This window comes from Shimia abyssi, from assembly GCF_003014475.1.
Lineage (GTDB): Bacteria > Pseudomonadota > Alphaproteobacteria > Rhodobacterales > Rhodobacteraceae > Shimia > Shimia abyssi.
This window is the reverse complement of the sequence record NZ_PYGJ01000002.1, coordinates 241,234-267,881: the sequence shown is the minus strand read 5'-3', so window position 1 is coordinate 267,881 and position 26,648 is coordinate 241,234. Positions and strand designations below refer to the sequence as shown.

Sequence of the window (26,648 nt, the reverse complement as noted above, 5' to 3'; positions counted from 1 at the left end):
GCTGATTGGGTGCTGAATGGCTTTTAGCGGCCTCACACTAGGAAGTGCAGGGCGGATTTAGCAAGAGGAACTTAGGGTTAGAGACACGGGATGGGGCACGGTTTTGGAGTGTTTACGTGTAAGATTTTTGGAAAATGTGTGTGTTTATAAAGGGTAATGCCATCCTATTTTCAACGAATTATTGAAAGTGTTGCTAGGTGAGAGTGATTATCTTTTAGGCTGATTTGTTGCAAGTGCAGCGCCTTTGCGAGGATTTCGTGCGCGGCGCACAGTGCGGCCAGAACGAGAATTAGTAGTTCATTGCGTTTTGGAGCATGGCGCGCTTCGCGGTTTTTGGACTTGTCTGGAGAGTAAGAGGCAAGCCTTGAGGAAAGCGGCCAGCGTTGGTCTTTGTAAATGTACCAATTCTGGCGGTTTGGCGGATTATAAACCGAGCGTCGGCGCAGCGAGCAGCCAGTCTACCCGCCATAGATTGCATAATCAGCTGTCGAACTGAGAGTCCTGAGTCAAGGAAGCCCGGCAGAATAATCTACCGTTTGGTTTGTGGCCCAATTATTCCGTCGCTAAATCTCATAAACATAATCGGTCTCGCGCTTCTTCAGGCCGAACCCACAAACGCAAGATCAATCGGTATTTCCCCCATTTTTGGTGGGGTCCAAAAGTAGAATCTATGCTGCTTTTAGTTTCTGGATTGGTGTCATTCCTCCGATACCGATACCGATACCGATACCGATACCGTTGTTCGGAAGTTCGTTGTTGTGTGTCCAGAGCCAGCGGATTGCATGATTCTGAACCTCTGCGATGGATTCAAAGTGATACCGGCCCAGCCATTCCGTCATGACAGTGCGGTTGTGGTGCTCTACATATGCGTTCTGCTGGGCTTGCCGGGCCGAATGTACATCAACGCGAATGGCCAGTGGCTTTCTACGCCAGCCAATGAGCTGGTTCAGCGCTCGGACGACCCGTTCTGAGGGCAGCGAGAAACCCACCTCGATGGCAAGCTCCTCGCGGTTGAAGCCGTCCAGCACGTTCAGCGTGCGGAACGACCAGTCATCCACGATTTGGTCGGCCATGAAGTCCATGGACCAGACTTCGTTGGGTGTTTCCGGCACAGCCAGCGGTTCCGGTTTGTCCCGTTGCAGCCGATTGCGCGGTTTGATCCGCACATTGAGTTCCAACCCGCAATAGATGCGGTAAACCCGCTTGTGGTTCCAGCCAAGCATTGACGTTGCGCAGATGCAGAAAGCACAGGCCAAACCCCCACGCCTTCTTCCGATCCGTCAACGCCACCAGCCAATTGGCGATCAGCTCGTTCTCGCCGCTCAGTTTCGTCTGATACCGATAGCAGGTCTCGCCGATGCTGAACGTCTGGCACGCAAACCGGATACTGGCAGATTTGTATCGCACGGCCCATTGCGCCATCTCCTTGCGCTGAGATGGCCTTACCACTTTTCCCCAAAGGCCTCCTTCAGCAGGTCATTCTGCATGCTCTTCTCGGCGTACATCCGCTTCAGGCGCTTGTTCTCTTCGTCCAGCGCGTTCATCCGCGAGATCAGCGACGCATCCATCCCGCCATACTTCGCCCGCCATTTGTAGAAGCTGGCCGAGCTCTTACCATGTTCACGGCACAGATCAGCAACCGGAACGCCGTTATCAGCCAGCTTCAAAATGTTCAGGATCTGAGCGTCGCTGTACTTCGATTTCCTCATCAGAATCTCCTCGTTCATTGTTGAGAAAATTCCACTTCTAAACACCCACAATTTCCGGCAGGATTACCCTTGGATCGTCTTTTTCGAGCATAGCAATGCAAGTTTGATGGTGACAGGTCGGTTCGGGATTTCGGAACTTAGCGGGCTGGGCTAGAGTGGCTGCATGAGCAGCACACCACGATTCATTCATCTCCGCACGCATACTGAATACTCGCTTTTGGAAGGGGCCGTCCGGGTAAAGAAATTGCCCGGAATGTGCGCCGATATGAGTATGCCAGCGGTTGCGATTACAGACACCAACAGCCTTTTTGCGGCGTTGGAGTTTTCGGTTACGGCCAGCGGAGCAGGCATTCAGCCAATTATCGGCTGTCAGGTGGATCTGGAAATGCCAAATCCGGATCAATCCGGGCGAACGCAGGCACCAGCACCTGCGCCAGTCGTACTGCTGAGCCAGAGCGAAGTAGGATATGAGAACCTGATGAAATTGAGCTCGTGCCTGTACGTAGACAAGGGCGGACAGTTGCCGCAGGTCACGCTAGACGAGCTGGAGGCGCATTCTGACGGGTTGATTTGCTTGACCGGTGGACCGGATGGGCCTGCGGGAAGGATGTTACGACACGGGCAGCGGGCGGAGGCCGAGGCGCTGATTTCGCGTTTGCATCGGATCTTTGGCGATCGGTTGTATATCGAGTTGCAGCGCCATCCGGGAGAGGGCGGTGCGCCCGAGGCTGAGCGGTTGAGTGAGCGCGGGTTTGTCGAGATGGCCTATGCGATGGATATTCCGCTGGTCGCGACAAATGATGTCTATTTCCCGAAATCGGAGATGTACGAGGCGCATGACGCGCTGATCTGTATTTCTGAGGGCGCCTATGTCGATCAGCAGGAGGGGCGACGGCGATTGACGCCGCAGCATTACTTTAAGTCCCCCGAAGAGATGGTCACGCTGTTTGCAGATTTGCCTGAGGCGATTGAAAACACCGTAGAAATAGCCAAACGCTGTGCATTCAAGGCGTATTTGCGCGACCCCATCCTACCCAAATTTGCGGATGACGAGGTGGCAGAACTGCGCCGGATCGCCAATGAAGGGTTAAAAAAACGCCTTGCTGTGATTCCGCACGCGGTATCGGTGGAGGAATATCAGGAACGGCTTGATTTCGAGTTGGATATTATCGAGGGAATGGGGTTCCCAGGGTATTTTCTGATCGTTGCGGACTTTATCCAGTGGGGTAAAGATCAGGGCATTCCGGTGGGGCCCGGGCGTGGATCTGGTGCGGGGTCGCTGGTCGCATACGCCTTGACGATCACCGATTTGGACCCGCTGCGCTATTCGCTGCTGTTTGAGCGGTTTTTGAACCCAGAGCGGGTATCGATGCCTGATTTCGACATCGATTTTTGCATGGATCGCCGCGAAGAGGTGATCCGCTATGTGCAGCAGAAATATGGGCGGGACAAAGTGGGGCAGATCATCACTTTTGGTGCGTTGTTGTCCAAGGCGGCGGTGCGCGACATTGGCCGGGTTTTGCAGATGCCCTATGGGCAGGTGGACCGATTGTCCAAGATGATCCCGGTCGAAGGCGTGAAGCCGGTGTCGATCGAGAAGGCTTTGCAGGATGAGCCGCGTTTGCGCGAAGAGGCGCGCAACGAAGAGGTCGTGGACCGTTTGCTGACTTATGGTCAGCAGGTTGAAGGGTTGCTGAGGAACGCCTCGACCCACGCGGCGGGAGTGGTGATTGGCGACCGTCCGCTGGATGCGTTGGTGCCGCTATATCAAGATCCACGTTCGGATATGCCCGCGACGCAGTTCAACATGAAGTGGGTTGAGCAGGCCGGTTTGGTCAAGTTTGACTTCTTGGGTTTGAAGACGCTGACGGTGATTCAAAACGCAATCGAGCAGATACATGCGTCCGGGAGGCATATTCACATCGCTGCGGATGGTACGCAGCTTTATGAGCCGGCAGAGGGGGCGGAGAACGAGATCAACGCCATCCCGCTGGACGATGAAGCAAGCTACAAGCTTTATGCGTCGGCCAAAACTGTGGCGGTGTTTCAGGTGGAATCGACGGGCATGATGGATGCCCTTAAGCGGATGAAACCGACGTGTATCGAGGATATTGTTGCGCTGGTGGCGCTTTATCGCCCGGGGCCGATGGAGAACATTCCGACCTATTGTGAGGTCAAGAATGGGTTGCGTGAAATTGAATCAGTGCATCCCCTGATCGACCACATTCTGGAAGAAACCCAAGGTATCATCGTTTACCAGGAACAGGTGATGCAGATTGCGCAGGTTATGGCTGGCTATAGCCTTGGCGGAGCGGACCTATTGCGCAGGGCGATGGGTAAGAAGATCAAGGAGGCGATGGACGCTGAGCGGCCTAAATTTGAGAAGGGGGCTGCGGAAAACGGTGTGCCGGCCAAGAAGGCGTCCGAAGTTTTCGACCTTCTGGAGAAGTTCGCCAACTATGGGTTTAACAAATCCCACGCGGCGGCCTATGCGGTGGTGTCTTACCAAACGGCATGGCTAAAGGCGAACCATCCGGTGGAGTTTATGGCAGGGGTGATGAATTGCGATATTCACCTGACGGACAAGTTGGCGGTCTATTTTGAGGAAGTCAAAAAGGCGCTGAAGTTGCCGTATGTGCCGCCATGCGTGAACCGCTCGGATGCGATGTTCAAGGTAGTTGATGGTGCATTGGTCTATGCGTTAGGTGCGTTGAAAAACGTCGGTGTCGAGGCGATGAACCTCGTTGTGGCGGGCCGCAACGTGGACGGTGCGGAAAAGCCGTTTGCGACGCTATTTGATTTTGCGCGGCGCGTGGACTTGAAGAAAGTCGGCAAGCGCCCGCTGGAGATGTTGGCGCGGTCTGGGGCGTTTGATCAGCTTGATCCAAATCGGCATCGCGTGCTGGCCAGCCTAGATGCGCTGGTTGGATATTCGTCTGCAATTTTTGAACAAAAGGCGAGCAATCAGGTGTCGTTGTTTGGCGAGGCAGGGGATGATTTGCCAGAGCCGCGATTGTCACCTGTGGGGGATTGGTTGCCTGCGGAACGGCTGGATGAAGAGGCGCGCGCCATCGGGTTCTTCCTGTCTGGGCACCCGCTTGAGGATTACATGGGAGCGCTCAAGCGTAAGAAGGTTCTGACGCTGGATGAGTTGACGGAAAAGGCGCGCGGTGGCGCGCTCGTTGCCAAGATTGCGGGGCGCGTGTCTGGGCGGCAAGAGCGCAAATCGGCGCGGGGCAATCGGTTTGCGTTTGCGCAGTTGAGCGATCCGACCGGGGCGTACGAGGTGACGATTTTTAGCGAGACGCTTGAAAAATCTCGTGAGTTCTTGGAAACCGGAGCCAAGGTCGTTGTGACCGTAAAAGCCGAGATGGAAAGCGATCAGCTTAAGCTGCTTGCGCAGTCGGTGGCCCCGGTGGACACGATTGTCGCGGATGCGGGCGCGGTTGGGCTAAGGATATTCCTTGAGCGGGCAGAGGCCGTGGCGCCGGTGGCAAATGTGTTGCAGGGCGCGGCAGAAAGCCTGCGCGGGGTGCCGAAGGGGCCAGTGATGGTGTGTCTGCTGGACCCGGAGTTGCCGGGGGACGTGGAGATGGATTTAAAGGCCGAGTTCCCGGTGAACCCGCAAATCAAAGGCGCATTGAAATCGCTGGATGGGGTGATGAGCGTCGAAGAGTTCTGATGAGCGAAACGCGCGCGCAGTTAGCGGCGTTTGCGCACGGGTTTTTTGCGAACTTCTGGTGGCTTGGCGCCGTCGAGCCCGAGTTGATCGCGCACGATGCGACGACGCACCTCTTCAACCTTGCCCGCTTTGAGATCGCCGAGTTGAAAGGGCCCGTACGAGACGCGGATCAGGCGATTTACGGTTAGGCCTATAGCCTCCATCGCGCGGCGGATTTCACGATTTTTGCCTTCGCGCAAACCAATGGTGGCCCAAGCATTTGCACCTTGTTGGCGGTCAAGTGTGATCTCCATTGGTTGAAAATGCTCGCGTTCAACAACGATGCCATTGCGCAGCGGGGCAAACGTGTCTTCGGTAGGGCGGCCATTGATGCGGACGCGATATTTGCGCAACCATCCGGTAGATGGGAGTTCGAGTTTGCGTTTGACGCCGCCATCGTTGGTCAGCAGCAACAGCCCTTCGGAGTTGAGATCAAGACGACCGATAGTCATGACGCGCGGAAGGTCTTCGGGCAGGTGATCAAAGATCGTTTCGCGCCCCTTTTCATCCTTGTTCGTCGTCACAAGGCCCGAAGGTTTATGATAGAGCCAGATCCGCTCGGGCTCTGCCTCGCGAATGGGCTTGCCGTCAACCGTGATGCGATCTTTGACCGTGACGTTGAGCGCCGGGGAGGATAGCTTTTTGCCATTCACTGAGACGCGGCCTGCTTCGATCATGCGTTCAGCCTCGCGGCGGGAGGCGACTCCGGCTCGGGCGAGGACTTTGGCGATGCGGTCGCCCTGAGGTGTGGACGGGGATTGGCTGTCTTGGGTCATGCACTTCCTGTAACCGGGTTTGGGGGATTGCGAAAGGGGGCAAGGCGGGGCATGTCAGAGTGCATGACATTTACAAGCCAAATGGAACAGGCGCTGGAAGAAGCGCGTGCAGCGGAGAAGCGCGGAGAAGTGCCCGTTGGAGCGGTTGTGGTTTCGCCCGACGGGAAGGTCGTGTCGGCGGCGGGCAACCGGGTGCGGGAATGGTGTGATCCGAGCGCACATGCAGAGATTGTCGCAATCCGTGAGGCGTGCCGGATCCTGGGAAGTGAACGGCTGGCGGGGCACGACCTATACGTGACGCTGGAGCCGTGTCCGATGTGTGCAAGTGCGATATCGCAGGCGCGGATTGCACGTGTGTATTATGGAGCAGCTGACCCGAAATCTGGCGGCGTAGCGCAAGGGCCACGCGTGTTTTCGCATCCCCAGAGCCATCATGTGCCCGAAGTGTATGACGGGATTGGTGCTGTTGAATCCGAGCGGTTGCTGAAAGCGTTTTTTGCACGGATGCGCTAGGCGCTCGGGATAGTGTGGATTTCCCGTGGGATGTCGGCAAGTGGTTGACCGCCGGTTGGCGTGATCACGAAGCTTTCGGTGATGGCGACACCCCAGTCAGGGGTCCACAGGCCGGGCATCAGGTGGAAGGTCATATTTTCCTTGAGTGGAGTGGTGTCACCGGGTCGCAGGCTCATGGTGCGTTCGCCCCAATCTGGTGGGTAGCTGAGGCCGACTGGATATCCGGTTCGATTGCCTTTGACGTATCCGGCGCGGGCGAAACTTTCGTAAACACAAGCCGCGACGTCTTCGCATGTCGTTCCGGGTTTTGCAGCTGCGAATGTATCGGCAATGGCGCTAAGAACCGCCTCTTCCGCGCGGCGGATATCGGCAGGCGGTTCTCCGACGAAGAGAGTGCGGCTAATCGGGCAATGGTAGCGGTGATAACAGCCGGAGATTTCAAAATAGGTGGCCTCGTTTGCTGTCAGTGGCCGGTTGTTCCACGTTATGTGGGAGGCGGAGGCTTCGCGACCGGAGGGTGCGATTGGGGCGATTGCGGCGTAGTCGCCGGGAAGGTCGTGCAAGCCTGCGATACCGGCAGCCTGAACTTCGGCAACAAGTTCGTGCTTAGGGCGACCTAATTTAAATCCAGCGCGCAATGTGGCGTGCATATGAGCGGAAAGGCGGCCTGCTTTGCGCATCATTAAGAGTTCGGCGTCGCTTTTGACGGCACGTTGCCAATTCACAAGGCCGGTTGCGTCCGCGATGTTATCCGCGCCTAATGCATCCGAGAGGACGCGATGGGATGCGGCGGAATAATAGTAGTTGTCCATTTCAACGCCGAGGGATTTGGTCCAGCCACGGTCGCGTAGATGGGTCACAAGCGCCTCGTACGGGTGGTGGTCAGGGTGCTGAACGTGTTCTTCGGGCCAGTCGAGCAGGTTGTCGGCTGGCAGCCATGTTGTTTGGGCGGCACCGGGGCGGTCTTGGGTGCGGCCCCACCAAACTGGGTCGCCGGCCGCGTGCAAGATGACAGCTTGCGGGACATAAAAGCTCCACCCGTCGTAACCCGTGAGCCACGCCATGTTTGACGGGTCGGCAACGATGAGCGTGTCGATGCCCTGTTCTGTCATTGCGATGCGAGTTTTTGCGATACGAGCGTTGTATTCGTTGGTGCTGAAATCACTGGCGGGCATTATGTGTCCTTGGCTATGAGCAGGTAGGTTATGTGGTCACCCGGGATTCCCTTGAGCGATAATATTTCAGGTTCAGAGAAATCTAGTTCGGTGGAGATGCCAGAGATCAAGTGCGTTGCATCAGACAGGCGAATTTCACCAGCCAAGGTTGAGCCAGCTATACGAGCTGCTTTGTTTACGACATTCCCAAAAAAATCGTCCCGAGATCGAATGACTTCGCCTGTATGCAGTCCGATGCGCACAACAAGAGCAGGTTCTTGTGAGGATTGGCTTGTCATATGGCGAATTGCTTGTGCCGCTGTGAGCGCATTGCTTGCAGAAGGGAAGGCGGACATGGTTCCATCACCAAGTGATTTCACCAATGTGCCGCTATGTTGTTCGATGATCTCTGTCACCTTTGTGATATGATCATCTAGTTGTTGCAGCCATTGCCGATCACCGAGATTTAGAGCGATGCGTGTGCTGTCTACGATGTCCGTGAACATGATCGTGGCGAGACCTTCAGAGCCAAAATCGAAAGTGCCGGCTTCTGCGGCGGTGAGCAGATCGGCAAATGCTGTGTGCTCGATTCCCAGCTTTTCGATGTTGGATGTGGCCTCGGAAATGTGGTGCTGAATTAACTTCCACGCGCCGTGTTCCAGAACAAACACAAAGGTCGCGCGGTGCGTACCGGTTGCCCCTGTTGAGTGGAACTTGAACTTGCTTTGGTAGGTCGCCCACCCAGTAGAGCCGTTTTCGAACGCGTCAATCTGGACATCGCTTTCGGTGAAATCGGGTACTTCGGCCAGATGCGCAGCGATGCCATCGCGGACAATCTGCCCTTGCCAGATTTCACCGACGGCGGTGCCGATATAGGTGGTGGCGGCGGAAAGCGAAAAGTAGTGCGGCAGGTCTTCTACATTGTGGTCGCGTATCGACGATGTGAAACGGCGTACGATGGCTTCTATTTCGGCGGAATGTTCGGTCATGGCGGAGCCTGAGTGCAGACAATGAGTGTCATATTGCGATCGCCTGCATGACAGTAGGTTCGATCACGTTGACGCCGGGCAAACCGTCGATCAGCGCTTGGGCTGACTGTTCAAGGATCGGGAATGTGCCGTAATGGCAGGGGATCACCGTATGAAAGTTGAAATAGCGTTTGGCGGCGTAGGCGGCTCCTTTCATGTCCATGGTGAAATGACCGCCGGCGGAAAGGATGCCTACATCTGGTTTGTAGTAGTCGCCCATCCAATCCATGTCAGCCATGATGTCGGTATCGCCAGAAATGTAGACTGTTTTACCTTCTGCGCGCAGCATATAGCCAACTTCGGTGCCTGAAGATTTCGGTCCGTCTGGCGTGCCAAAACAGGTGCTGTGGGAGGCGGGGACCATGGAGAGTGAAACACCGCCGAAGTCGACCGTACCGCCTTTGTTAAAGCCGATAGTGGTGATTTTCTCGTGTTCTTCCCAATGGCCCATAAGATCGTATTGCCCAACAACGGGGATTGAGAGCTTGCGGGCCAGAGGCAGCATATCGGCGACGTGGTCAAAATGGGCATGGGTCAACACAAGGTGCGTGGCCCCGCCAATGGCCGTATCATGCTGTTCCTCGGGCAAGACTGGGTTGCCCGTGAGCCATGGATCAAGGAGAAGAACCTTGTCGCCAGTTTCGATGCGGAACGAGCCGTGGCCGAGCCAGATGATTTGCATGTGAGTGCCCCTTGAAATGACGTATGTTGCCATCAGGTTAGCACGGGATTGGATTCTGGAAAGGGCGCAATGGATTGGACACGTCAGATTGACGGTTATTGCGAGCGATTGGGGCCGATGTATTGGGCGGAACCGGTTAATGCGGTCACAAACCTAGCGTTTTTGATTGCGGCGTATGTCATGTGGCGACGTGTGCAGGAACCGGGGTTAGGTACTGCGCGATTACTGTGCGTGGTGCTGGGGATGATTGGGCTAGGAAGCTACCTGTTTCACACCCATGCCGAAGTTTGGTCTGCGGTCGCGGATGTGGTGCCTATCGCGATTTATGTATTGATCTATATCTGGGCGGCGAACCGGTATTATTGGGGGATGCGCTGGTTCGCGGCGCTGGGCGCGACGGTGCTGTTTTTTCCGTATGCTTATGTGACGGTGCCGTTGTTTCAGATGGTGCCGTTTATCGGCAGTTCTGCGGGGTATTGGCCGGTGCCAACCTTGATTGCGATCTATGCGGTTTTGCTGCGCGCCAGGGTGCCGAACGTAGCAAAAGGGCTGGGCATTGGGGCGGCGATACTGGTTGTTTCGCTGGTGATGCGCAGTCTGGACGAGCCGATTTGCGATGCAATTCCGCTAGGGACGCACTTCCTTTGGCATGTGCTGAATGCGATCATGCTGGGATGGATGATCGAAGTGTTGCGGCGGCATTTGAAGACGCAAGGCGAGGTATGAACCCCGCCTTGCGAAACTTTGGTTAACCGTAGCGATATGGGCGGCCAGCGGCCTGCATGTCGGCATTGTATTTACGGAATATGTCGACAACCTTGGCCTTGGTGGGGCTTTCGGCTGCGATTTCGTCCCAGAACTTAATGGCGGCTGTTTCGACCTGTGCCCAATCGTCATCCGGGATCGTGGTCAGCTGCATTTTGGTTCCGTTGACGCGCAGGTTGGCCTCTCCGCCCCAATACCACCATTGACGGTAGTAATGTGACTGATCACAGCAAACCCTGAACAGCGTCTGGAGATCTTCGGGCAGTTCGTTCCAGCGGTCCATATTGGCAAAGAACGATCCTGCCCATGCGCCCGAGATGTTGTTGGTCAGGAAGTAGTTGGTCACATCTGCCCAGCCGACGGTGTAATCCTCGGTTATGCCAGACCATGCAATGCCGTCGAGTTCGCCGGTTTGCACGGCGACTTCGATGTCTTCCCAAGGCAGCGATACCGGCACCACGCCGAATTGTGACAGGAAGCGGCCTGCGGTTGGGAAGGTAAAGACGCGTTTTCCCTTGAGATCAGCAAGCGAGTTGATCGGGTCTTTAGTGGCAAAATGGCACGGATCCCATGCGCCAGCTGAGATGTGTTTTACACCAACGGCGGAATATTCTTCGTCCCAGATTTCGGCCAGACCGTACTGGTTGAACAGCACCGGTACATCGAGCGAATAGCGCGAGGCGAACGGGAAGTAGCCTCCGAACACTGTGACTTCGGTGGGGGAGGCCATGGAATCGTCATCCGATTGCACGGCGTCGATGGTGCCCTTTTGCATGGCGCGGAAAAGCTCTCCGGTGGGGACCAGCTGATCGGCATAAAACAATTCGATCTGCATACGGTCGCCTGCGATCTTGTTGAACATCTCGATTGCAGGATCGATGACATGAGCAGCAAGGGCAGCGCCCGCATAGGTCTGCATCCGCCATTTAATCGTGGATTGGGCAAGCGCAGGCGCGGCCAGCGGGGCCGCTGCGGCGCCAAGGGCGGTGGTTTTTAGGAAATTACGTCTTGTTGTCATTGGTTTATCCTCTCCAGTTGGTTTCTAATCAGCGATGCCTTAGGGCATTCTCGTTATTTTCCGTAAACAAAATTTGGCAGCCAAAGCGCGATTTGCGGGAAGGCCATAATGATTGCGAGGGCAAGAACCATGACCCCGACAAATGGGATGATGGAACGATAGATATCCTTGAGGCCAATTTCTGGTGGGGCCATGGCGCGCATCAGAAACAGGTTATAGCCGAACGGTGGCGTCATGTAGGCAATTTGGGTCGTGATCGTGTAGAGCACACCGTACCAGATGAGATCAAAGCCGAGCACTTTAACCAAGGGGACGTAGAGCGGCGCGACGATGACCAGCATTGCAGTGTCATCGAGGAACGTACCCATGATGATAAAGCTGAGCTGCATCAGGATTAGGATCGTCCACGGATCAAGACCCATTTGTTCGGTAAAGAGGTTGTCGATGGCTTTAACCGCGCCAAGGCCATCAAAGACCGCACCAAAGCCGAGGGCGGCAAGGATGATCCACATGAACATGCAAGAGATCGCCAACGTTTGTTTGGTGCAAAGTTCAAAGATCGCCCATGTCATACGCCGCTTGAGGATCGAGGCTACAAGAGCTGTAAGCGCACCGATGGCGGAGCTTTCGACAAGCGAGGTCCAACCGTTAACAAATGGGACCATCATGGCGGCGAAAATCGCAAGTGGCAGGATACCCGCGCCAAGCACACGGAGTTTCTCGGCGCGTGAAACGAGATGGGCGTCTTGCATAGCCGGACCCAGTTCGGGTTGGAGGCGGCAGCGCAGCCATATGTAGAAGATGAACATCGCCGCCATCATCAGGCCTGGAATAACTCCAGCAAGCCAGAGTTGTCCCACGGGTTGACGTGCGATCATGGCGTAGAGCACCAGTACCACGGAGGGGGGCACAAGGATGCCGAGGCTTGAACCGGCCTGTATCACACCGGTCACCATGATCTTGTCGTAACCGCGTCGTAGCAATTCGGGTAGGGCAATGGTCGCGCCGATAGCCATACCCGCCACCGAGAGACCGTTCATTGCTGATACAAGCACCATGAGGGCAATTGTGCCAATGGCAAGGCCGCCATTCATCGGCCCCATCCAGACGTGGAACATCCGATAGAGATCGTCGGCGAGTTTGCTTTCGCTGAGCACATAGCCCATGAAAATGAACATCGGCAGCGTGAGCAATGGATACCATTTCATCAGCTTCATGGCCGCAGAGAATGGAATGTCGTACCCGCCCGTGCCCCACAGCGCGAGCGCAGCGATGGAGGCAACAGCGCCAATGGCGCCAAACACGCGTTGCCCGGTAAAGAGCATCAACATCATTGAGGCGAACATGAAGATCGCGATATATTCCTGGCTCATGTGCGGGCCACCCCGATCTCGTGCCCTTTGATGCGGGCAATGTCCTTTAGAAATTCCGAGATGGCCTGAAGCAGCATCAGGAAGAAGCCGAATACCATGATGGATTTGACGGGCCAGATAAAGGGACGCCAAGCCGATGAGGCACGTTCCATGCGTCCGATTTCCTCGGACCCGTTTAGGAGGCCAGTGAAGAAGGCAAACGGGTTGTCGCCCCAATACCCCAGAGAATAGGCCGTGGAGCCTAAGCCTCCGTAAAAGAGAATGCCAAGATAGAAGATCAAAAGTAGCACTGTGAAGGCATCGAACCATGCTTTCCGGTGGTCACTCCAGCTGTGATAGAACAAGTCCATGCGGACGTTTGAGCCGAGCTGGATCGAGTAGGGGCCGCCCATGATATAATAGGTGACCATGGCAAATTGGGCGAGTTCCAGTGTCCAGAGGGACGGCAGGAAGAAGGTTTTCGAGATTGAAGACCACAGGAGGATGCCCATCATCACGAAGAGGCCCCACATCATCACGCGTCCGATGCGATAGTTCACGGCATCAACAATACACACATATCCGGACATGACGCGGATCATGAGGTGAACCCGTCACGCGTCGTGCTGATCCATAGCGCGAGCGCTTCAGCGATTTCGCTTTGCTGGGCTGATGTCTGGATCAGGTCATTGCGGATTTCGAGCATAACGTTCAGCAAGTTGATCGGTGCGGCGTGAACGTCGAGCGTATGGGCGACACCGTCGGTGGCCGAGTAGGGCGCGTTGAGCTGGGTGTTAAGGGTGATGCTTGCCGGTTTGGCGGCCAGCATTGCTGTGGCAAACCGGGGGTCTTTGCCGTGCAAAAGGCCAAGTTCGACGTCGCGCGGTTGGCCGCGGTAGATTGGGGTAAAGCTGTGCACAGTTACCATCAGGGCCAGCGTGTCGCGATTGTTTGTGATGGTTTGGGAGAGCATGTCGCGGAAAGGGGCGTAAACGTTGGCGGCCCGAACAGCCTTGTCCTTTTCCGACAGGTTGGCATTAGCGGGGATCGCGAAGATTTCACTGGTGACGGGAATTGCGTCATGCGCTTGGGGTGGGCGATTGCAATCATAGACGAGCCGCGAGATGCCCCCATGCACCTGAACCGCGTCGAGGTGTTGGCTCAGGGCTTGTGCCACACCGAGCGCACCTGGGTCCCATGCGATATGCGCGTCGAGTGACTGGGCATCAAGGCCGAGAGTTCCAAGCGTTTCGGGTACGCGGTTTGTGGCATGTTCGCACACGACAATGATGGACGGGGCCGACTTAGATGGCGTGACATGCACCGCGGGGCCGAAAGTGGCGTCGCTGGATCGCGACTCGTTGAAAGATGAGGTGTCCATCTGTGAAAAGTTTCACGGAGCTGGAGCGTCTGTCAATAATTTTCCTGCATGGAATTTTCCACTCTTGATTGAGGTGGCTAATTTTTGACATTATGGGGCAGCAAGAGAGGTGAAAGAGTGCGGGTGATCGACAGGATAATGGCCGCGCGTGACCAGATGACGCCTAGTGAGCGGCAGTTGGTTCAAGCGTTGTTGGACGATTATCCTGTGGTAGGGCTTGGCAGTATCACCGAATTGGCTGGGATCGCAAAAGTTTCGACAACGACTGTCGCGCGGATGTTGCAAAAGGCAGGTTTTGGCGGTTATCCGCAGTTTCAGGCACAAGTGCGTTTAGAGCTGAAGGCGATGATTTTAGATCCAGCTGCCAAGCGGGATGAGTGGAAATCGGAATTGCCGGACGAGCACATTCTGAACCGGTTCGGCGCCAGAGCGATTGAGAACCAGCGCCGGAGCCTTGAAGATATTGATCCCGCAGAGTTTGACAGCCTTTGTAGTCTGTTGTGTGACCCGGATCGCCGGATTTTCATTGCGGGCGGTCGGATCACCGGGGCTTTGGCACAGTATCTTTACCTGCATCTACAAATGGTACGCCCGGATGTGCGGCTATTGCCTGAGGCGGCATCATGGACGCATGACCTTTTGGAGGTGCGGGAGGGGGATGTTTTGGTGGCGCTGGATGTACGGCGTTATGAAAACACGACGCTGACAATAGGTCAGATGTGTCATGAGCGTGGCGCTGAGATTGTTTTGGTCACGGATCAATGGCGCTCGCCTATTCACAGGTTTGCCAAACACACTTTTGGAATGCGGGTTGCGGCACCGTCAGCTTGGGATTCCATGGCGGCGGTTTTGGTATTGTTGGAATGTGCGATTGCGGAAACGCAGGAACGATTGTGGGAGTCAGTCAAATCGCGTACCGAAGAGCTTGAGCAAGCCTTTGACCGCACCCGATTGTTTCGCAAATTTGGCCAAAACGCCAATCGATAGATTGGGACGCGGTGGTTTCCAGCGCGCGTCCCAAATACTGTTAAGCCTCGACTGACTCTCCGACAACTTCGGCGAATTTCTTGAAGAATGCGCCAGAGAGTTTTTTGGCCGTTCCTTTGATCAAGCGGCTGCCAAGCTGGGCGATTTTACCGCCGACATCTGCAGTTGCAGTGTAAGCCAGAATAGTTTCGTCTCCGTCTTCTGTTAGGGTGACATTGGCGCCGCCCTTGGCGAAACCTGCTGCGCCGCCCTTGCCTTCTCCGGAGAGAGAAAAGCCATCGGGTGCCCCCGATTGGTCGAGTTCCACAGTCCCGGCAAAACGGGCTTTGACCGGTCCGATCTTGAGCACGACTTTGGCCTCAAGCTCGGATGGGGAGTGCTGGATCAGCTCTTCGCAACCGGGGATGCATTGGCGCAGTATGTTGGGATCATTGAGCGCGTCGTAAACCACCTGTTTGGGCGCAGGTATGCGGATTTCGTCATTTAGTTCCATGTCTTATGGGTCCTTTAGGTCAACAACATTTGGGAAAGCTGCGCAGAGCAAGTTCGGCGCGCTCTTCCGGTGTAAGGGCGCTTGCTTGAGGTGCACGCCAGCGCGTGATCCAGTTACGCAGTGTTTTCATGGCTGTCTCCGGAGTTTGGGGCCTTGGCGTCGGTGTTGCGCCAAATGACAATCTCGGCAAGCGCCGAGAGCGCGATTTCCTGAGGATCGATGCCTTTGAGGTCGAGACCTGCCGGGGACTTAAGCCGGTCGATCTTGTCCTGTGGGATGTCAGCGGCAAGTTTGGCGGTCAAGGCGTTGGCCTTGCGACGAGAGGCGATCATCGACACGCGCCGTGCCGGACTTTCGAGGGCCGCGCGCAGGGCAACGCCATCTTTTGCGCCCTGAGACGCGACGACCACGAAGTCGCGCGTGGTGATTGTGAGCGCGCTGATGTCGTGATCAGCAAAAGTTTCGACCGACTCGGCGAAGTTCATTTCAGAAGGTGTAACGACGCGGTATCCTGCTAGTGCAGAATGGGCAGCAAGGGCGCGGCTGATCGGTGTGTTGCCAAAGATGACAAGCTTGGGAGGAGGAACGTAGGGCTCGATCAGAACATCCACAGTGCCGCCAGACGGGCAGCCACTTTTGTAAACTTGAGCGCCGTCCTGATCAGTGAGATCCACGACTTTGCTTGATGGTTTTACGCGGATCACGCCTGTCTCTCCTGAGTCAATGGCCACTTGCCCGGCGCTGCGAACAGCGCGCTGAACGCAAGCGCCGCCCAAATGGCCAATGATCTCACCCGAAGACGTCACAGCGGCTTTTGCTCCCGCTTTGGCAGAGGTCACATCGGCCGTGCGAACCACGGTAGCGACACAGAATGGTTCGCCGGATTGGCGCAGGGTATCTATCGTGTCGAAGATATCAAAGTGTCCCATGGATGGCCTCATAGCTTGGCAAACTGTGGCTCAAGCGCGGCGAGCGCATCAAGCGTGTTGGCGGGGAGGTGGGCATCGATATGCGGCAACGCAGCAGTGATACCCGCGTTGACCGGGGCGTAGTCTTTCCAACCCAACAGCGGATTGAGCCAGACAACTCGACGCGCCTTGCGGCGAATTTTTGACAGGCTGTCGGCGAGAGCTTCTGGCGTTCCGGTGCAATAGCCATCAGACAATACCAGCACGACGGTTCGGTTGTTCACTGCTTTGGCGGCGTGGTTTTTGACAAAATTTGCAAGGCAGCCGCCGATATCGGTGCCACCGCCAAAGCCTTCGGCCATGAGTGAAAGCCGCCCAGCCGCGCGCAGAGTATCGTGATCGCGCAAAGCTGGAGTGATACGCATGAGGCGGGTGTGAAAGAGATATGCGTCTGCACTGGTGTCGGTGTCGATGAGACCCTTGATGAAGGCAAGAAAGACGCGTGAGTACACGGTCATTGAGCCTGAAACATCGGCAATTGCAACGATGCGCATCGAGCGGTCTGGACGTTTGCGATAATGCAGGTCTAGCAGCTCTCCGCCTCTGGCGAGGCTTGTTCGCTGGATGCGGCGAAGATCGAGCAATGCGCCACGCTGGCTGCGCTTGCGGCGGCGCGAACGGCGGTCGCGGATCGCCTGAGCCAGACGACGCGCGGCGGCCTCCGCCTCGCGCAATGTCTCTTCATCCATCAGTTCGCGCAGGTCGCGTTTGCGAAGGTTTGCTGAGCGCGTTGCAATGAGGCGGCCGTCGACCCCTTCAGCGTCGCCATCACCATGACTGGGTGTAGTTTCGTTCTGGCCTTCGGTGTCGGCCCCCGCACCATTTAGATGAGGTTGCCAAAGTGTTGGGCGTGCAGATTGAGTCCGGACATGAGTGGACGCAGTGCCAGATCGGGTTTTGCCTGCATTAAACCAATAGGCATCAAAGAGAGCATCGAACGTACTCCAAGTGTCCGCGTCAGGCACCAGGAGCGTCTTGAGCGCAAGACGCACTTCTTGAACGTCAGTCGCTGAAACCTGGGTCAAAGCGGTCAGCGCCTCGCCTGTTTCACCGGGGCCGAGCTTTAGCCCATTCAATCGCAGATGCGCGATGAACCCTGACATACGGTCGGCCACGCCAGCAGCGCGAGAGGGAAAGTGTGTGACGACCATCAGGCGACTTTTCCAAGGATACGATCAAGCACTTCTGGCGGCAGCGCGCCGCGGTCCGCTGCGGTTTTCAACAGACAAACGAGGGTCGCCTGTAACGTCGCGCGGTCTTCGGTCAGGTCGTTGACACCAAGCCCTGAGAGCGCAGCGGCCCAGTCAAGCATTTCGGCAATACCAGGGGTTTTGTCGAGATCTTCGCGGCGGATGGCCTGCACGGTGCCAACAATCTGACGTGCGAGTCGGTCTTCGACATGAGGCACGCGTTTTCGCAAAATTGCCAGCTCACTGTCACGGTCGGGATAGTCGACGTAAACATAAAGACAGCGGCGGCGCAGCGCGTCCGAGAGGTCGCGGGTGCCATTCGCCGTTAGAATCACAATCGGGCGTGTCTTGGCGTGGATCGTGCCAAGTTCCGGGATGGTGATCTGGAAATCCGATAGAATTTCCAAAAGATATGCCTCGAACTCTTCGTCCGCCCGATCAATCTCGTCGATCAGAAGTACCGGAGCCTTGTCTCGCGAAATTGCATGTAAAAGAGGACGTTTCAGCAGGTACTTTTCCGAAAACAATTCTTCTTCAGAAGTGTTTTCCGCCCGGATTGAGAGAAGTTGGCGCTGGTAATTCCATTCATAGATCGCGTGCGAGGCATCCAGCCCCTCGTAACACTGCAGACGGATCAATTCGATGCTCTGCATTTCGGCTAGTGCCTTGGCAATTTCAGTCTTTCCTACACCAGCGGGCCCCTCAATCAGAAGTGGGCGGCCCAGTGCAAGCGCCAAGTGCAACGCCATCGATAAGCTTTCATCGGCCACATAGCCGGTTGCGCTCAAACTTCCTTGCAGTTCCAAATGGGTCACGGGCCGCTTCTCTTCATCTTGCCAGAAATACTTCGGGGGTGCGGGGGCTGGCCCCCGCTTCGGTCGGATCGGCCAAAGGCCGATCCGAAACCTCTCTCAGTTAATCCGCACTCAGCTGTGCAGCCCCAAGCCATTGGCCGTCTTCCAGATGCGCCAATGGTCATGGGGCATGTGACTCTGCGTTAGCCCAAATGGGCGGAACGCATCATGCACCGCATTTGAGAAACAAGGAACGCCACCGACATTCGGACTTTCGCCAACACCCTTGGCACCGATCGGGTGATGCGGGCTAGGGGTGGTGGTGTGATCGGTTTCGTAGTTGGGCGTTTCCCAAGACGTGGGGATAAAGAAGTCCATCAACGTCGCAGATTTGTTGTTGCCCATTTCGTCATAGGCAATCTCTTGTCCCATCGCGATGGCCAGTGCCTCGGTCAGGCCGCCATGTACCTGCCCTTCGATGATCATCGGATTAATCCGCGTGCCACAATCATCCAGCGCATAGAACTTGCGTACCTCTGCTTCGCCAGTGTCCACATCAATGTCTAGCACACAGATATAGGCCCCGAAAGGATAGGTCATGTTGGGAGGGTCATAGTAGCTGACCGCCTCAAGGCCTGGTTCCACACCCGGAATAGCTTGATTATAGGCGGCAAAAGCGATCTCCTTCATCGTCTTGAACCGCTCTGGCGCGCCTTTGACCACAAAGCGATCCACGTCGAATTCGACATCGTCGTCATGCACCTCAAGAAGATACGCTGCGATCATCTGGGCCTTGGCCTTTATCTTGCGTCCAGCCATGGCCGTCGCCGCTCCGGCCACCGGAGTGGAACGAGAGCCATAGGTGCCAAGCCCATACGGTGCCGTATCGGTGTCCCCTTCTTCCAGTGTGATGTCATCGGCGGGTATGCCGATCTCGCTAGCGATGATCTGGGCAAAGGTTGTGGCGTGGCCCTGACCTTGGCTGATTGTGCCAAGGCGCGCGATCGCCGATCCTGTGGGGTGGATGCGAATTTCGCAACTGTCGAACATGCCAAGCCCTAGGATATCACAGTTTTTGACTGGCCCGGCGCCGACGATTTCGGTGAAGTGTGTCAGTCCGATGCCCATAAGCCTGCGGGTCTTGCCAGCCTTGAAATCTTCAAGCTGTTGGGCCTGTTCTGCGCGCAGGTCGTCATATCCAACCGCATTGAGCGCCTTGTCCCAAGCGGTGTGATAATCGCCCGAGTCATATTCCCAACCCAGAGCCGAGTTATATGGGAACTGTTCTTTTTTGATAAAGTTGATCCGGCGCAGTTCGGCGGCGTCCATGTTCAACTTGATCGCGAGTACTTCGATCATGCGCTCGATGAAATAGGCCGCCTCAGTTACTCGGAACGAACAGCGATATGCCACGCCGCCCGGAGCCTTGTTGGTATAGACCCCGTCCACCGCCAGATAGGCTGTGGGGATGTCATAGGACCCGGTGCAAATGTTCATGAAACCGGCCGGGAACTTGGTCGGGTCGGCGCATGCGTCAAAGCCGCCGTGATCTGCTGTGGTGTGGCACCACAGGCCAGTTATCTTGCCTTCCTTGGTTGCCGCGATTTTTCCCTGCATCCAGTAGTCGCGCGCAAAGGCGGTGGACATAAGGTTTTCCATGCGGTCTTCGACCCATTTCACGGGCTTGCCGGTGACAATTGAGGCGACAACCGAGCAGACATACCCCGCATAGGCGCCGACCTTATTGCCAAAACCGCCGCCGATATCGGGTGAGATGACACGGATATTGTGCTCGGCAATACCAGAGATCAAGGAAACCACTGTGCGGATCGCGTGAGGGGCCTGGAATGTGCCCCAAAGGGTCAGCTTGCCTGTCACCTTGTCCATCGATGCCACCGAGCCGCAGGTTTCCAGCGGGCTGGGGTGGGTACGGTGGTAGTAGATCATCTCTTCGGCAACAACGTCTGCCTCGGCCATAACGGCTTCGGTCGCGTCTTTGTCTCCCTGTTCCCACGTGAAGATGTGATTGTGATGGCGACGCGGGCCGTGCGCACCTTCGGTCTGGCCTTCGAGGTCTTCGCGCAGCACGGGGGCGTCCGGTTCCATTGCCTTGAAAGGGTCCACGACGACGGGCAGTTCTTCGTAATCCACTTCGACGGCTTCAACGCCATCGGCGGCGGCGTAACGGTCGGTTGCGACAACAAAGGCGACTTCCTGTCCCTGAAACAGCACTTTGCCGTCAGCCAGAACCATCTGCTTGTCTCCGGCCAGCGTTGGCATCCAATGCAGGCCGAGTGGTTCGAGGTCGGCTGCGGTGATCACGGCAAGCACGCCGGGAACCTTCATTGCTTCTTCAGTGTGGATCGTGGTGACACGCGCGTGGGCATAGGGAGAACGTACAAAATCGCCAAACAACATGCCGTCGAGTTTGATATCGTCGACATAGTTGCCCCGGCCTTGGGTAAAGCGGACATCTTCGACACGTTTGCGCGATGAGCCCATGCCCTTGAGGTTGGCGACGCGTTCTTCGGTGGTGGGTACTTCGTCCTTCATTCCGCTGCCTCCTTTTGAGCGTTCATCATGTCGGCGGATGCCGCGATTGCCTTGACGATGTTCTGGTATCCAGTGCAGCGGCAGAGATTGCCAGCCATGCCAAAGCGGATATCTTTCTCGGTTGGGTTTGGATTCTCCTGAAGCAACCGATGCGCGCGGGTAATCATACCGGGGGTGCAGAAGCCGCACTGCAGACCGTGATGTTCACGGAACATTTCCTGAATAATGCCGAGTGAGCCGTCATCATTCACGAGTCCCTCGACTGTAGTGACGTCTTTGCCGTTCACTTGCCCGACAAAAACGGTGCAGGATTTTACAGACTTGCCGTCGATATCGACAGTGCAGGCGCCACAATGCGAGGTTTCGCATCCGATATGTGGGCCGGTTACCTTAAGGTTCTCGCGCAAGAAGTGGATCAGAAGGGTGCGTGGCTCTGCCAGACCTTCAACTTCTTCGCCGTTGAGGTTCAGTTTGACGTGCATTTTGCTCATGGTATTTCTCCCTTACCCGACGCGGCTTTGAGCGCGGGCGATGGCGCGGCGTAGAATAACGCCGGCCACATGTTTCTTGAATTCGACAGGGCCGCGCATGTCCTCTTGCGGGTCAATGGCATCCAGGGCGGCGGCGACGGCGCCGTCGACATCACCGGCGGCGAGGGCAGTGCCAGCGGCCTCAGACCAGATTGGCGTGTCGGACAAGTTTGTCATTGCAATTGATGCGGCACCGTTCCCGATCATGACCGCAGAGGCGGCAGTGGCGTAGTCACCAATTTTGCGTTTTTGTTTTTCATAGGCGTAGCCGGTTCCGGTAGCGGGTACAGGAATGGAAATCTTGGTCAAGATTTCCTCATCTTCGCGCGCGGTGAAATACGCAGCTTCGTAAAAATCACGGGCAGGGATAGAGCGCCTGCCATCGGGGCCGACAACTTCGAAGGTGGCATTGAGGCACTGCATCAAGCCCGGCATGTCGTTACCCGGATCGCCGTTAGCGACATTCCCGCCGACGGTACCCATATAACGAACCTGCGGGTCGGCGATTTGCAGAGCGGCTTCGCGCAAGATGGGTAGACGCGAGGCAAGGTCGGCGTTGTCGATCAGCTCATGCTGGGTTGTCATTGCCCCCATAACGACAGAGCTATCGGAGAATTCGATACCTTTGAGTTCCTCTATGTCCTGAAGATCTACAAGGTGACCCATTTCGGCCATTCGCAGTTTCATCATCGGGATCAGGCTGTGACCCCCGGCGACCACGCGCGCCTCGTCTCCATGTTGCTGAATGATACCAATTGCGGCAGAGATTTCTGACGGCCGATGGTATTCAAAATTAGCTGGGATCATCCCTAGTTCCTCCCGGTTTGACTTCCTGCTTACGTAAGCGTTCGAAATCTGTGCCGGATAGAAGTTGTTCGACCAACGATTGGGCCATGAAAAACAGGTGTTTGTGCACGAAATGCGAATGGCGTGCACGAAAAACGACTTTTGGGACGGTGGTGCAAACCGATATTAAGGCTGCTCGCTAGCCTGTCGTATCTGGATCGTGTGTTGCTTGGTCAGCCTGGAAAACGTTGAGTTGTGACGTATTGCGCCAATAGGTCCGTCAAGAGCTTTGGTTCTTGGAGGCTTGGGAAAGGAAGCGAAAAAACAGAAATAATTCGCTGCCCAAAACCTCCAAAGAGTAGCCGTACCCACTCACAAAAAAAGCGAGACATCCACATTGGGTACTGGCGTGTGCCTTTGAGCGTTAAACTTCGCTTTTTGTTGGACCGCAACTCTCGCGAACGACGAGGTCGCCGTGAAGCAACGTTTGGAACGCCTCTTTCGTAGGGCTGCTGAGTTGGTCCAGTAAGGTCGCCATTGCGATTTCGCCAATTTTGTTTCTTGGCTGGCGGATCGTTGTCAAAGCGGGGGTAATATTGTTGGCAAAGGGAATGTCGTCAAACCCAATTACAGAAAAGTCTCTGGGTACGTTGTGACCGCGTAGCCGCAATGCGCTGATTACACCAATCGCGGTGTCATCGTTGTAGCAAAAGAAGGCCGTTGGAAGGGTGTCTTTGATAAACAAGCGTTCCACAACGGCACGCCCACCCTCGCTGCTACCGTCGCCATCGACGCGCCAATCCTCAATGGGAGTGGCGGATTCCTCCAATCCTTTGCGATAACCAAGGTGGCGCAGGTCAGAGATGTGATCGCTGGAACCCGCGCCAACGTAAACGATCCTTTTGTGGCCAAGTGAGACGAGATATTCAGTCGCCATCTTGGCGGCGGCAACATCGTCCGTACCGATATAGGGTATTGACGCGCCGGACGCAGGGCATGTTGCAGCAACCATTGGAGGGAACGAGCCAGCAGGGCTCTTGGGCCAGCCTGCGACAGGTAAATGACCCGTCAACAGGACAAGCCCGTCCACCATGCCAGCGGACAAAAACCGGAGGTAGTTTTCCTCAAGGGAGATAGTGCCTTCCGTATTGCCGATCAAAACACCGTATCCTCGCTCATTCGCGGTCTTTTCCAGCCCAATCAGGATGCCGGGGAAATTGGGGTCTGCAATTGAGGATGTCAGCACCATGACCATTTTAGAGCGCTGCATCCGCAGATTCTGGGCCATTGCGTTTGCGGTATAGCCAGTTCGAGCAATGGCTTGTGTCACCTTTTTGCGGGTGCTTTCAGCGACTTTCTCAGGCTTTCGAATCGCACGGCTAACCGTCGCAATTGAGACGCCTGCCAATTTAGCGACATCTTCGATTGTTGCGGGTTTGTTGCTGTTTTCGTTCACTAAGTTGATTCCGGATTGTGGAAGTGCCCTTCGAGGAAATTTAGGTTCAACTCCAGTTGCTTAGGAATGTCTATACCTCCGCTGTTTTGCATTGAAAAGGTTTACATTGTAGTATGTAAAGGTTTACATAAATGATGAAAAGGTTTACATCGGTCAAACAGCGCGCACACTTGGGGAAAATCGGTGTGCTATTCGGGGGGAGCCGATATGCAAAAGAGTCCGAAGAAAGAAACGGCAATCCTTGCCGCGGAACGTGTCAGCAAGTCGTTTGGGTCTGTGCCGGTGCTTTTTAGTGTCAGCTTTGACATTCGACCTGGAGAGGTTCACTCTCTAATTGGCGAAAATGGTGCCGGCAAATCGACGCTCATAAAGACCCTTTCCGGATTTCACAAACCCACTTCGGGTCGAATTCTATTGGATGGAACGGAGGTCAAGCTGCCGCCCAACGGTGAAGCAGAGCATCTGGGTATCGTGCTGATTCACCAAGAGCTTAACCTTGCTGAACAGATGACCGTTGAGGAAAATGTTTTTCTGGGGCGAGAGTTGAGGCGTGGCGGTGTTCTAAGCCGAGTGGAGATGCGCCAAAAGGTGCGCGGCTATCTAGATGCGGTGGGATTGGATATTTCACCAGCTTCGCGGATTTCTGACCTATCAATTGCGGAGAAGCAAATGGTCGAAATCGTGAAGGCAATCAGCCGAGATGCTCGTGTTCTGATTATGGATGAGCCCACTGCTGTACTAACGGAAGCAGAAACTGAAATATTCTTTAGACAAGTGCGCCGATTGAAGGAACAAGGCGTCGCAATTGTATTCGTTTCGCACAAGCTCGGCGAAGTGAAAGAAATTTCTGATCGGGTGACGATCTTGCGCGACGGGCAGTGGATCGCAACGCAAGATGCCGATCAACTTACGCCAGATGCAATGGCGCAGATGATGGTCGGGCGCGAGCTGTCCGATCTTTATCCTCCGATGAACGAAGTGGACTTTGATGCCGATACCATTTTGGAGGTGAAGGGGCTGAGCGGTAAGGGCATTCGCGACGTTTCCTTCAAATTGCGTCAAGGTGAAATCCTCGGGTTTTCAGGATTGATCGGCGCAGGTCGTACGGCGGTGTTCGAGGCGGTGTGCGGGTTAATACCTATTGAAAATGGCGAGGTGTTCGTCGCAGGACAATCAGCCAATTTCGGTTCGGTTGCCAAGGCGCGGGATGCGGGCATTGCGTATCTGACCAAAGATCGCAAATCCAAGGGTTTGCTTATGCAGCAGCGCATGCGGCCCAATTTAACGCTGTTTGCGCTGAATCAATTTGTAAAACGATTGCGATTGGATAAGGCGGCAGAAGAGGTCGCGTTGAAACGTGCCATTCGGCGTTTTGACATCCGTGCTAGAGACCCGAGTATCAACGTGGGCGACATGTCTGGCGGCAATCAGCAAAAACTGTTGTTGGCCAAGGTCATGGAGGCAGAGCCGCGCATTGTAGTCATCGATGAGCCGACACGCGGCATCGATGTTGGCACAAAACAGCAGGTGTATCATTTCATCGCTGCGCTTGCGGCCGAGGGCGTGTCTGTGGTGGTGATTTCGTCTGAAATGCCCGAAATTATTGGACTTTGTCATCGTGTGATCGTGATGCGAGAGGGCAGAGTCATGGGATCTTTGACAGGTGATCACATCAACGAAGCCGAGATCGTTCGCTACGCGGCCGGCCTTAAACAGGAGGAAGCGGCATGAGCGAAGTTACTACGAATTCAGAGTTGAAAGGAAGGTCGATGCAGTTTGACATCAAAACGGCCGGACCGGCAATTGCGCTGCTTGTGCTCTGCGTGATCGGATTTTTGTTGAACCCTGCATTCCTGAGTGAGGGAAATCTGACGAACCTTCTGACGCGCTCTGCGTTCATTGGGATTATCGCCATCGGGGCAACCTTTGTTATCACGGCGGGTGGGATTGATCTTTCGGTCGGATCAATGGCAGCGGCGATTGCAGGAGTCATGATCATTATCATGAACAGCGCAGTCGATGCGTTTGGCACGGGAGTCGCGACAGTCCTGCTGGGTTGTGGATGTTCAGTAATTCTAGGTTTTGGGGCAGGGCTTATTAACGGTGTCTTGACGACCAAGGGCAAAATCGAAGCCTTTATTGTCACGTTAGGGACAATGGGCATCTACCGGTCTTTAGTGACGTATTTTGCGGATGGCGGCACGTTGTCGCTGAATTTCGACCTGCGCGGCACCTATCGCCCTGTTTATTACGACAGTTTTCTGGGCCTGCCGATCCCGGTCTGGGCTTTTATCATCGTATCGGTCGCTGGTTGGTTTCTTTTGAACCGAACCGCATTTGGGCGTTATTGCACGGCGATCGGATCAAACGAGGCTGTCGCCAAGTATTCTGCAATCAAAGTGGATCGGGTCAAAACCTTAACCTATGTGATCCAAGGCGTGTGCGTCTCAGTGGCAACTATCATTTATGTGCCTCGCTTGGGGTCAGCATCTTCGACAACAGGTGTTTTGTGGGAACTTGAAGCCATAGCGGCAGTGATCATTGGAGGCACGGTCCTCAAGGGGGGGTATGGCCGGATTGGCGGGACAATCCTTGGGGCGCTGATCCTTACAACTATTGGCAACATTCTGAACTTCACAGACATGATCTCGAACTATCTGAACGGAACGATGCAAGGATTGATCATCATTGTAGCCGTTATGCTGCAACGGGCCAGTTGGGGTAAATCGAAGATCCGCACAACTTAAGTAGTTTCACATCCTAAAACGGGGCCTGTCATCCCCGCCAAAGAA

General features: G+C 55.4%; 22 protein-coding genes and 1 pseudogene. 6 read left to right on the top strand and 17 right to left on the bottom strand.

All coding sequences use genetic code 11. The annotated features are described in order from the left end of the window. Window positions 1-668 precede the first annotated feature (668 nt). Window positions 669-1,709 (bottom strand): annotated as a pseudogene (locus CLV88_RS05305) (IS3 family transposase). 163 nt (window positions 1,710-1,872) lie between these two features. Between CLV88_RS05305 and dnaE the strand changes: the two are divergent. Then, the gene (dnaE, locus tag CLV88_RS05300; protein WP_106607337.1) at window positions 1,873-5,391 is read left to right on the top strand and encodes a DNA polymerase III subunit alpha; all 3,519 of its coding nucleotides are present in this window, start codon (window positions 1,873-1,875) and stop codon (window positions 5,389-5,391) included. Window positions 5,392-5,411: 20 nt separating this feature from the next. Here the strand turns inward: dnaE and CLV88_RS05295 are convergent, their stop codons facing one another. Then, the gene (locus tag CLV88_RS05295) at window positions 5,412-6,206 is read right to left on the bottom strand and encodes a pseudouridine synthase (protein ID WP_106607336.1); all 795 of its coding nucleotides are present in this window, start codon (window positions 6,204-6,206) and stop codon (window positions 5,412-5,414) included. Window positions 6,207-6,269: 63 nt separating this feature from the next. Here CLV88_RS05295 and CLV88_RS05290 point away from each other — a divergent pair, with 63 nt between their 5' ends. After that, the gene (locus CLV88_RS05290; protein ID WP_106607335.1) at window positions 6,270-6,719 is read left to right on the top strand and encodes a nucleoside deaminase; all 450 of its coding nucleotides are present in this window, start codon (window positions 6,270-6,272) and stop codon (window positions 6,717-6,719) included. On the opposite strand, the gene CLV88_RS05285 is transcribed toward CLV88_RS05290, so the two are convergent. From CLV88_RS05285 to CLV88_RS05275, 3 genes are read right to left on the bottom strand one after another with little or no spacing between them, the layout of a single operon-like run. Next, window positions 6,716-7,894, bottom strand: a complete 1,179-nt coding sequence (locus CLV88_RS05285; protein WP_106607334.1) for a M24 family metallopeptidase — start codon at window positions 7,892-7,894, stop codon at window positions 6,716-6,718. The genes CLV88_RS05290 and CLV88_RS05285 overlap by 4 nt on opposite strands. Beyond that, window positions 7,894-8,862 carry a nuclear transport factor 2 family protein gene (locus CLV88_RS05280; RefSeq protein WP_106607333.1) on the bottom strand — a complete coding sequence of 323 codons (969 nt, stop codon included), beginning with the start codon at window positions 8,860-8,862 and terminating at the stop codon, window positions 7,894-7,896. Before CLV88_RS05280 ends, CLV88_RS05285 begins: the two co-directional genes overlap by 1 nt. A 28-nt stretch (window positions 8,863-8,890) precedes the next feature. Continuing rightward, window positions 8,891-9,583, bottom strand: coding sequence for a metal-dependent hydrolase (locus tag CLV88_RS05275; protein ID WP_106607332.1), 693 nt, complete (start codon window positions 9,581-9,583; stop codon window positions 8,891-8,893). Window positions 9,584-9,652: 69 nt separating this feature from the next. On the opposite strand from CLV88_RS05275, the gene CLV88_RS05270 reads away from it, so the two are divergent. Further along, complete coding sequence (locus CLV88_RS05270; protein WP_106607331.1) at window positions 9,653-10,309, top strand: ceramidase domain-containing protein; 657 nt, start codon at window positions 9,653-9,655, stop codon at window positions 10,307-10,309. Between the two features lie 22 nt (window positions 10,310-10,331). On the opposite strand, the gene CLV88_RS05265 is transcribed toward CLV88_RS05270, so the two are convergent. Genes CLV88_RS05265 through CLV88_RS05250 form a run of 4 tightly spaced genes read right to left on the bottom strand, consistent with a single transcriptional unit; the run spans window position 10,332 to window position 14,099 of the window. Beyond that, window positions 10,332-11,366 carry a TRAP transporter substrate-binding protein gene (locus CLV88_RS05265; protein ID WP_106607330.1) on the bottom strand — a complete coding sequence of 345 codons (1,035 nt, stop codon included), beginning with the start codon at window positions 11,364-11,366 and terminating at the stop codon, window positions 10,332-10,334. 53 nt (window positions 11,367-11,419) lie between these two features. Then, the gene (locus CLV88_RS05260) at window positions 11,420-12,739 is read right to left on the bottom strand and encodes a TRAP transporter large permease (protein WP_106607329.1); all 1,320 of its coding nucleotides are present in this window, start codon (window positions 12,737-12,739) and stop codon (window positions 11,420-11,422) included. Then, window positions 12,736-13,320 (bottom strand): TRAP transporter small permease subunit, encoded by a 585-nt coding sequence (locus CLV88_RS05255; RefSeq protein ID WP_106607328.1) that lies wholly within the window; start codon window positions 13,318-13,320, stop codon window positions 12,736-12,738. The genes CLV88_RS05260 and CLV88_RS05255 overlap by 4 nt, the downstream gene beginning before the upstream one ends. Beyond that, window positions 13,317-14,099, bottom strand: a complete 783-nt coding sequence (locus CLV88_RS05250) for an N-formylglutamate amidohydrolase (RefSeq protein WP_106607327.1) — start codon at window positions 14,097-14,099, stop codon at window positions 13,317-13,319. The genes CLV88_RS05255 and CLV88_RS05250 overlap by 4 nt, the downstream gene beginning before the upstream one ends. Window positions 14,100-14,222: 123 nt before the next feature. Between CLV88_RS05250 and CLV88_RS05245 the strand changes: the two genes are divergently transcribed. After that, complete coding sequence (locus CLV88_RS05245) at window positions 14,223-15,086, top strand: MurR/RpiR family transcriptional regulator (protein ID WP_243403577.1); 864 nt, start codon at window positions 14,223-14,225, stop codon at window positions 15,084-15,086. Between the two features lie 40 nt (window positions 15,087-15,126). On the opposite strand, the gene CLV88_RS05240 is transcribed toward CLV88_RS05245, so the two are convergent. The 8 genes from CLV88_RS05240 to CLV88_RS05205 form a co-directional block, all read right to left on the bottom strand. Then, a complete protein-coding gene (locus CLV88_RS05240; protein ID WP_106607325.1) occupies window positions 15,127-15,579 on the bottom strand; it encodes an SRPBCC family protein in 453 nt (150 codons plus the stop codon). A gap of 113 nt (window positions 15,580-15,692) precedes the next feature. Then, a complete protein-coding gene (locus CLV88_RS05235; protein ID WP_106607324.1) occupies window positions 15,693-16,508 on the bottom strand; it encodes an XdhC family protein in 816 nt (271 codons plus the stop codon). An 8-nt stretch (window positions 16,509-16,516) separates the two neighbouring features. Beyond that, window positions 16,517-17,698, bottom strand: coding sequence for a vWA domain-containing protein (locus tag CLV88_RS05230; protein ID WP_207797020.1), 1,182 nt, complete (start codon window positions 17,696-17,698; stop codon window positions 16,517-16,519). Beyond that, window positions 17,698-18,552, bottom strand: a complete 855-nt coding sequence (locus tag CLV88_RS05225) for an AAA family ATPase (protein ID WP_243403576.1) — start codon at window positions 18,550-18,552, stop codon at window positions 17,698-17,700. Before CLV88_RS05225 ends, CLV88_RS05230 begins: the two co-directional genes overlap by 1 nt. Window positions 18,553-18,663: 111 nt before the next feature. After that, a complete protein-coding gene (locus tag CLV88_RS05220) occupies window positions 18,664-21,084 on the bottom strand; it encodes an aerobic carbon-monoxide dehydrogenase large subunit (protein WP_106607322.1) in 2,421 nt (806 codons plus the stop codon). After that, window positions 21,081-21,575 (bottom strand): (2Fe-2S)-binding protein, encoded by a 495-nt coding sequence (locus CLV88_RS05215; RefSeq protein WP_106607321.1) that lies wholly within the window; start codon window positions 21,573-21,575, stop codon window positions 21,081-21,083. The genes CLV88_RS05220 and CLV88_RS05215 overlap by 4 nt, the downstream gene beginning before the upstream one ends. Window positions 21,576-21,587: 12 nt before the next feature. Further along, window positions 21,588-22,421 (bottom strand): FAD binding domain-containing protein, encoded by an 834-nt coding sequence (locus tag CLV88_RS05210; RefSeq protein ID WP_106607320.1) that lies wholly within the window; start codon window positions 22,419-22,421, stop codon window positions 21,588-21,590. Between the two features lie 403 nt (window positions 22,422-22,824). Then, on the bottom strand, window positions 22,825-23,856 hold the full coding sequence (locus CLV88_RS05205; protein WP_106607319.1) for a LacI family DNA-binding transcriptional regulator: 1,032 nt from the start codon (window positions 23,854-23,856) through the stop codon (window positions 22,825-22,827). Window positions 23,857-24,063: 207 nt separating this feature from the next. Here CLV88_RS05205 and CLV88_RS05200 point away from each other — a divergent pair, with 207 nt between their 5' ends. Together CLV88_RS05200 and CLV88_RS05195 are read left to right on the top strand one after the other, a co-directional pair. Next, a complete protein-coding gene (locus CLV88_RS05200) occupies window positions 24,064-25,587 on the top strand; it encodes a sugar ABC transporter ATP-binding protein (RefSeq protein WP_106607318.1) in 1,524 nt (507 codons plus the stop codon). Then, window positions 25,584-26,603, top strand: coding sequence for an ABC transporter permease (locus tag CLV88_RS05195; RefSeq protein ID WP_106607317.1), 1,020 nt, complete (start codon window positions 25,584-25,586; stop codon window positions 26,601-26,603). Before CLV88_RS05200 ends, CLV88_RS05195 begins: the two co-directional genes overlap by 4 nt. Window positions 26,604-26,648 lie beyond the last annotated feature (45 nt).

Bases quoted from the DNA above. Each gene is read 5' to 3' on its own strand.
- dnaE (WP_106607337.1), top strand. From the start codon at position 1,873: ATGAGCAGCACACCACGATTCATTCATCTCCGCACGCATACTGAATAC.
- CLV88_RS05295 (WP_106607336.1), bottom strand. From the start codon at position 6,206: ATGACCCAAGACAGCCAATCCCCGTCCACACCTCAGGGCGACCGCATC.
- CLV88_RS05290 (WP_106607335.1), top strand. From the start codon at position 6,270: ATGACATTTACAAGCCAAATGGAACAGGCGCTGGAAGAAGCGCGTGCA.
- CLV88_RS05285 (WP_106607334.1), bottom strand. From the start codon at position 7,894: ATGCCCGCCAGTGATTTCAGCACCAACGAATACAACGCTCGTATCGCA.
- CLV88_RS05280 (WP_106607333.1), bottom strand. From the start codon at position 8,862: ATGACCGAACATTCCGCCGAAATAGAAGCCATCGTACGCCGTTTCACA.
- CLV88_RS05275 (WP_106607332.1), bottom strand. From the start codon at position 9,583: ATGCAAATCATCTGGCTCGGCCACGGCTCGTTCCGCATCGAAACTGGC.
- CLV88_RS05270 (WP_106607331.1), top strand. From the start codon at position 9,653: ATGGATTGGACACGTCAGATTGACGGTTATTGCGAGCGATTGGGGCCG.
- CLV88_RS05265 (WP_106607330.1), bottom strand. From the start codon at position 11,366: ATGACAACAAGACGTAATTTCCTAAAAACCACCGCCCTTGGCGCCGCA.
- CLV88_RS05260 (WP_106607329.1), bottom strand. From the start codon at position 12,739: ATGAGCCAGGAATATATCGCGATCTTCATGTTCGCCTCAATGATGTTG.
- CLV88_RS05255 (WP_106607328.1), bottom strand. From the start codon at position 13,320: ATGATCCGCGTCATGTCCGGATATGTGTGTATTGTTGATGCCGTGAAC.
- CLV88_RS05250 (WP_106607327.1), bottom strand. From the start codon at position 14,099: ATGGACACCTCATCTTTCAACGAGTCGCGATCCAGCGACGCCACTTTC.
- CLV88_RS05240 (WP_106607325.1), bottom strand. From the start codon at position 15,579: ATGGAACTAAATGACGAAATCCGCATACCTGCGCCCAAACAGGTGGTT.
- CLV88_RS05235 (WP_106607324.1), bottom strand. From the start codon at position 16,508: ATGGGACACTTTGATATCTTCGACACGATAGATACCCTGCGCCAATCC.
- CLV88_RS05230 (WP_207797020.1), bottom strand. From the start codon at position 17,698: ATGGTCGTCACACACTTTCCCTCTCGCGCTGCTGGCGTGGCCGACCGT.
- CLV88_RS05220 (WP_106607322.1), bottom strand. From the start codon at position 21,084: ATGAAGGACGAAGTACCCACCACCGAAGAACGCGTCGCCAACCTCAAG.
- CLV88_RS05215 (WP_106607321.1), bottom strand. From the start codon at position 21,575: ATGAGCAAAATGCACGTCAAACTGAACCTCAACGGCGAAGAAGTTGAA.
- CLV88_RS05210 (WP_106607320.1), bottom strand. From the start codon at position 22,421: ATGATCCCAGCTAATTTTGAATACCATCGGCCGTCAGAAATCTCTGCC.
- CLV88_RS05200 (WP_106607318.1), top strand. From the start codon at position 24,064: ATGCAAAAGAGTCCGAAGAAAGAAACGGCAATCCTTGCCGCGGAACGT.
- CLV88_RS05195 (WP_106607317.1), top strand. From the start codon at position 25,584: ATGAGCGAAGTTACTACGAATTCAGAGTTGAAAGGAAGGTCGATGCAG.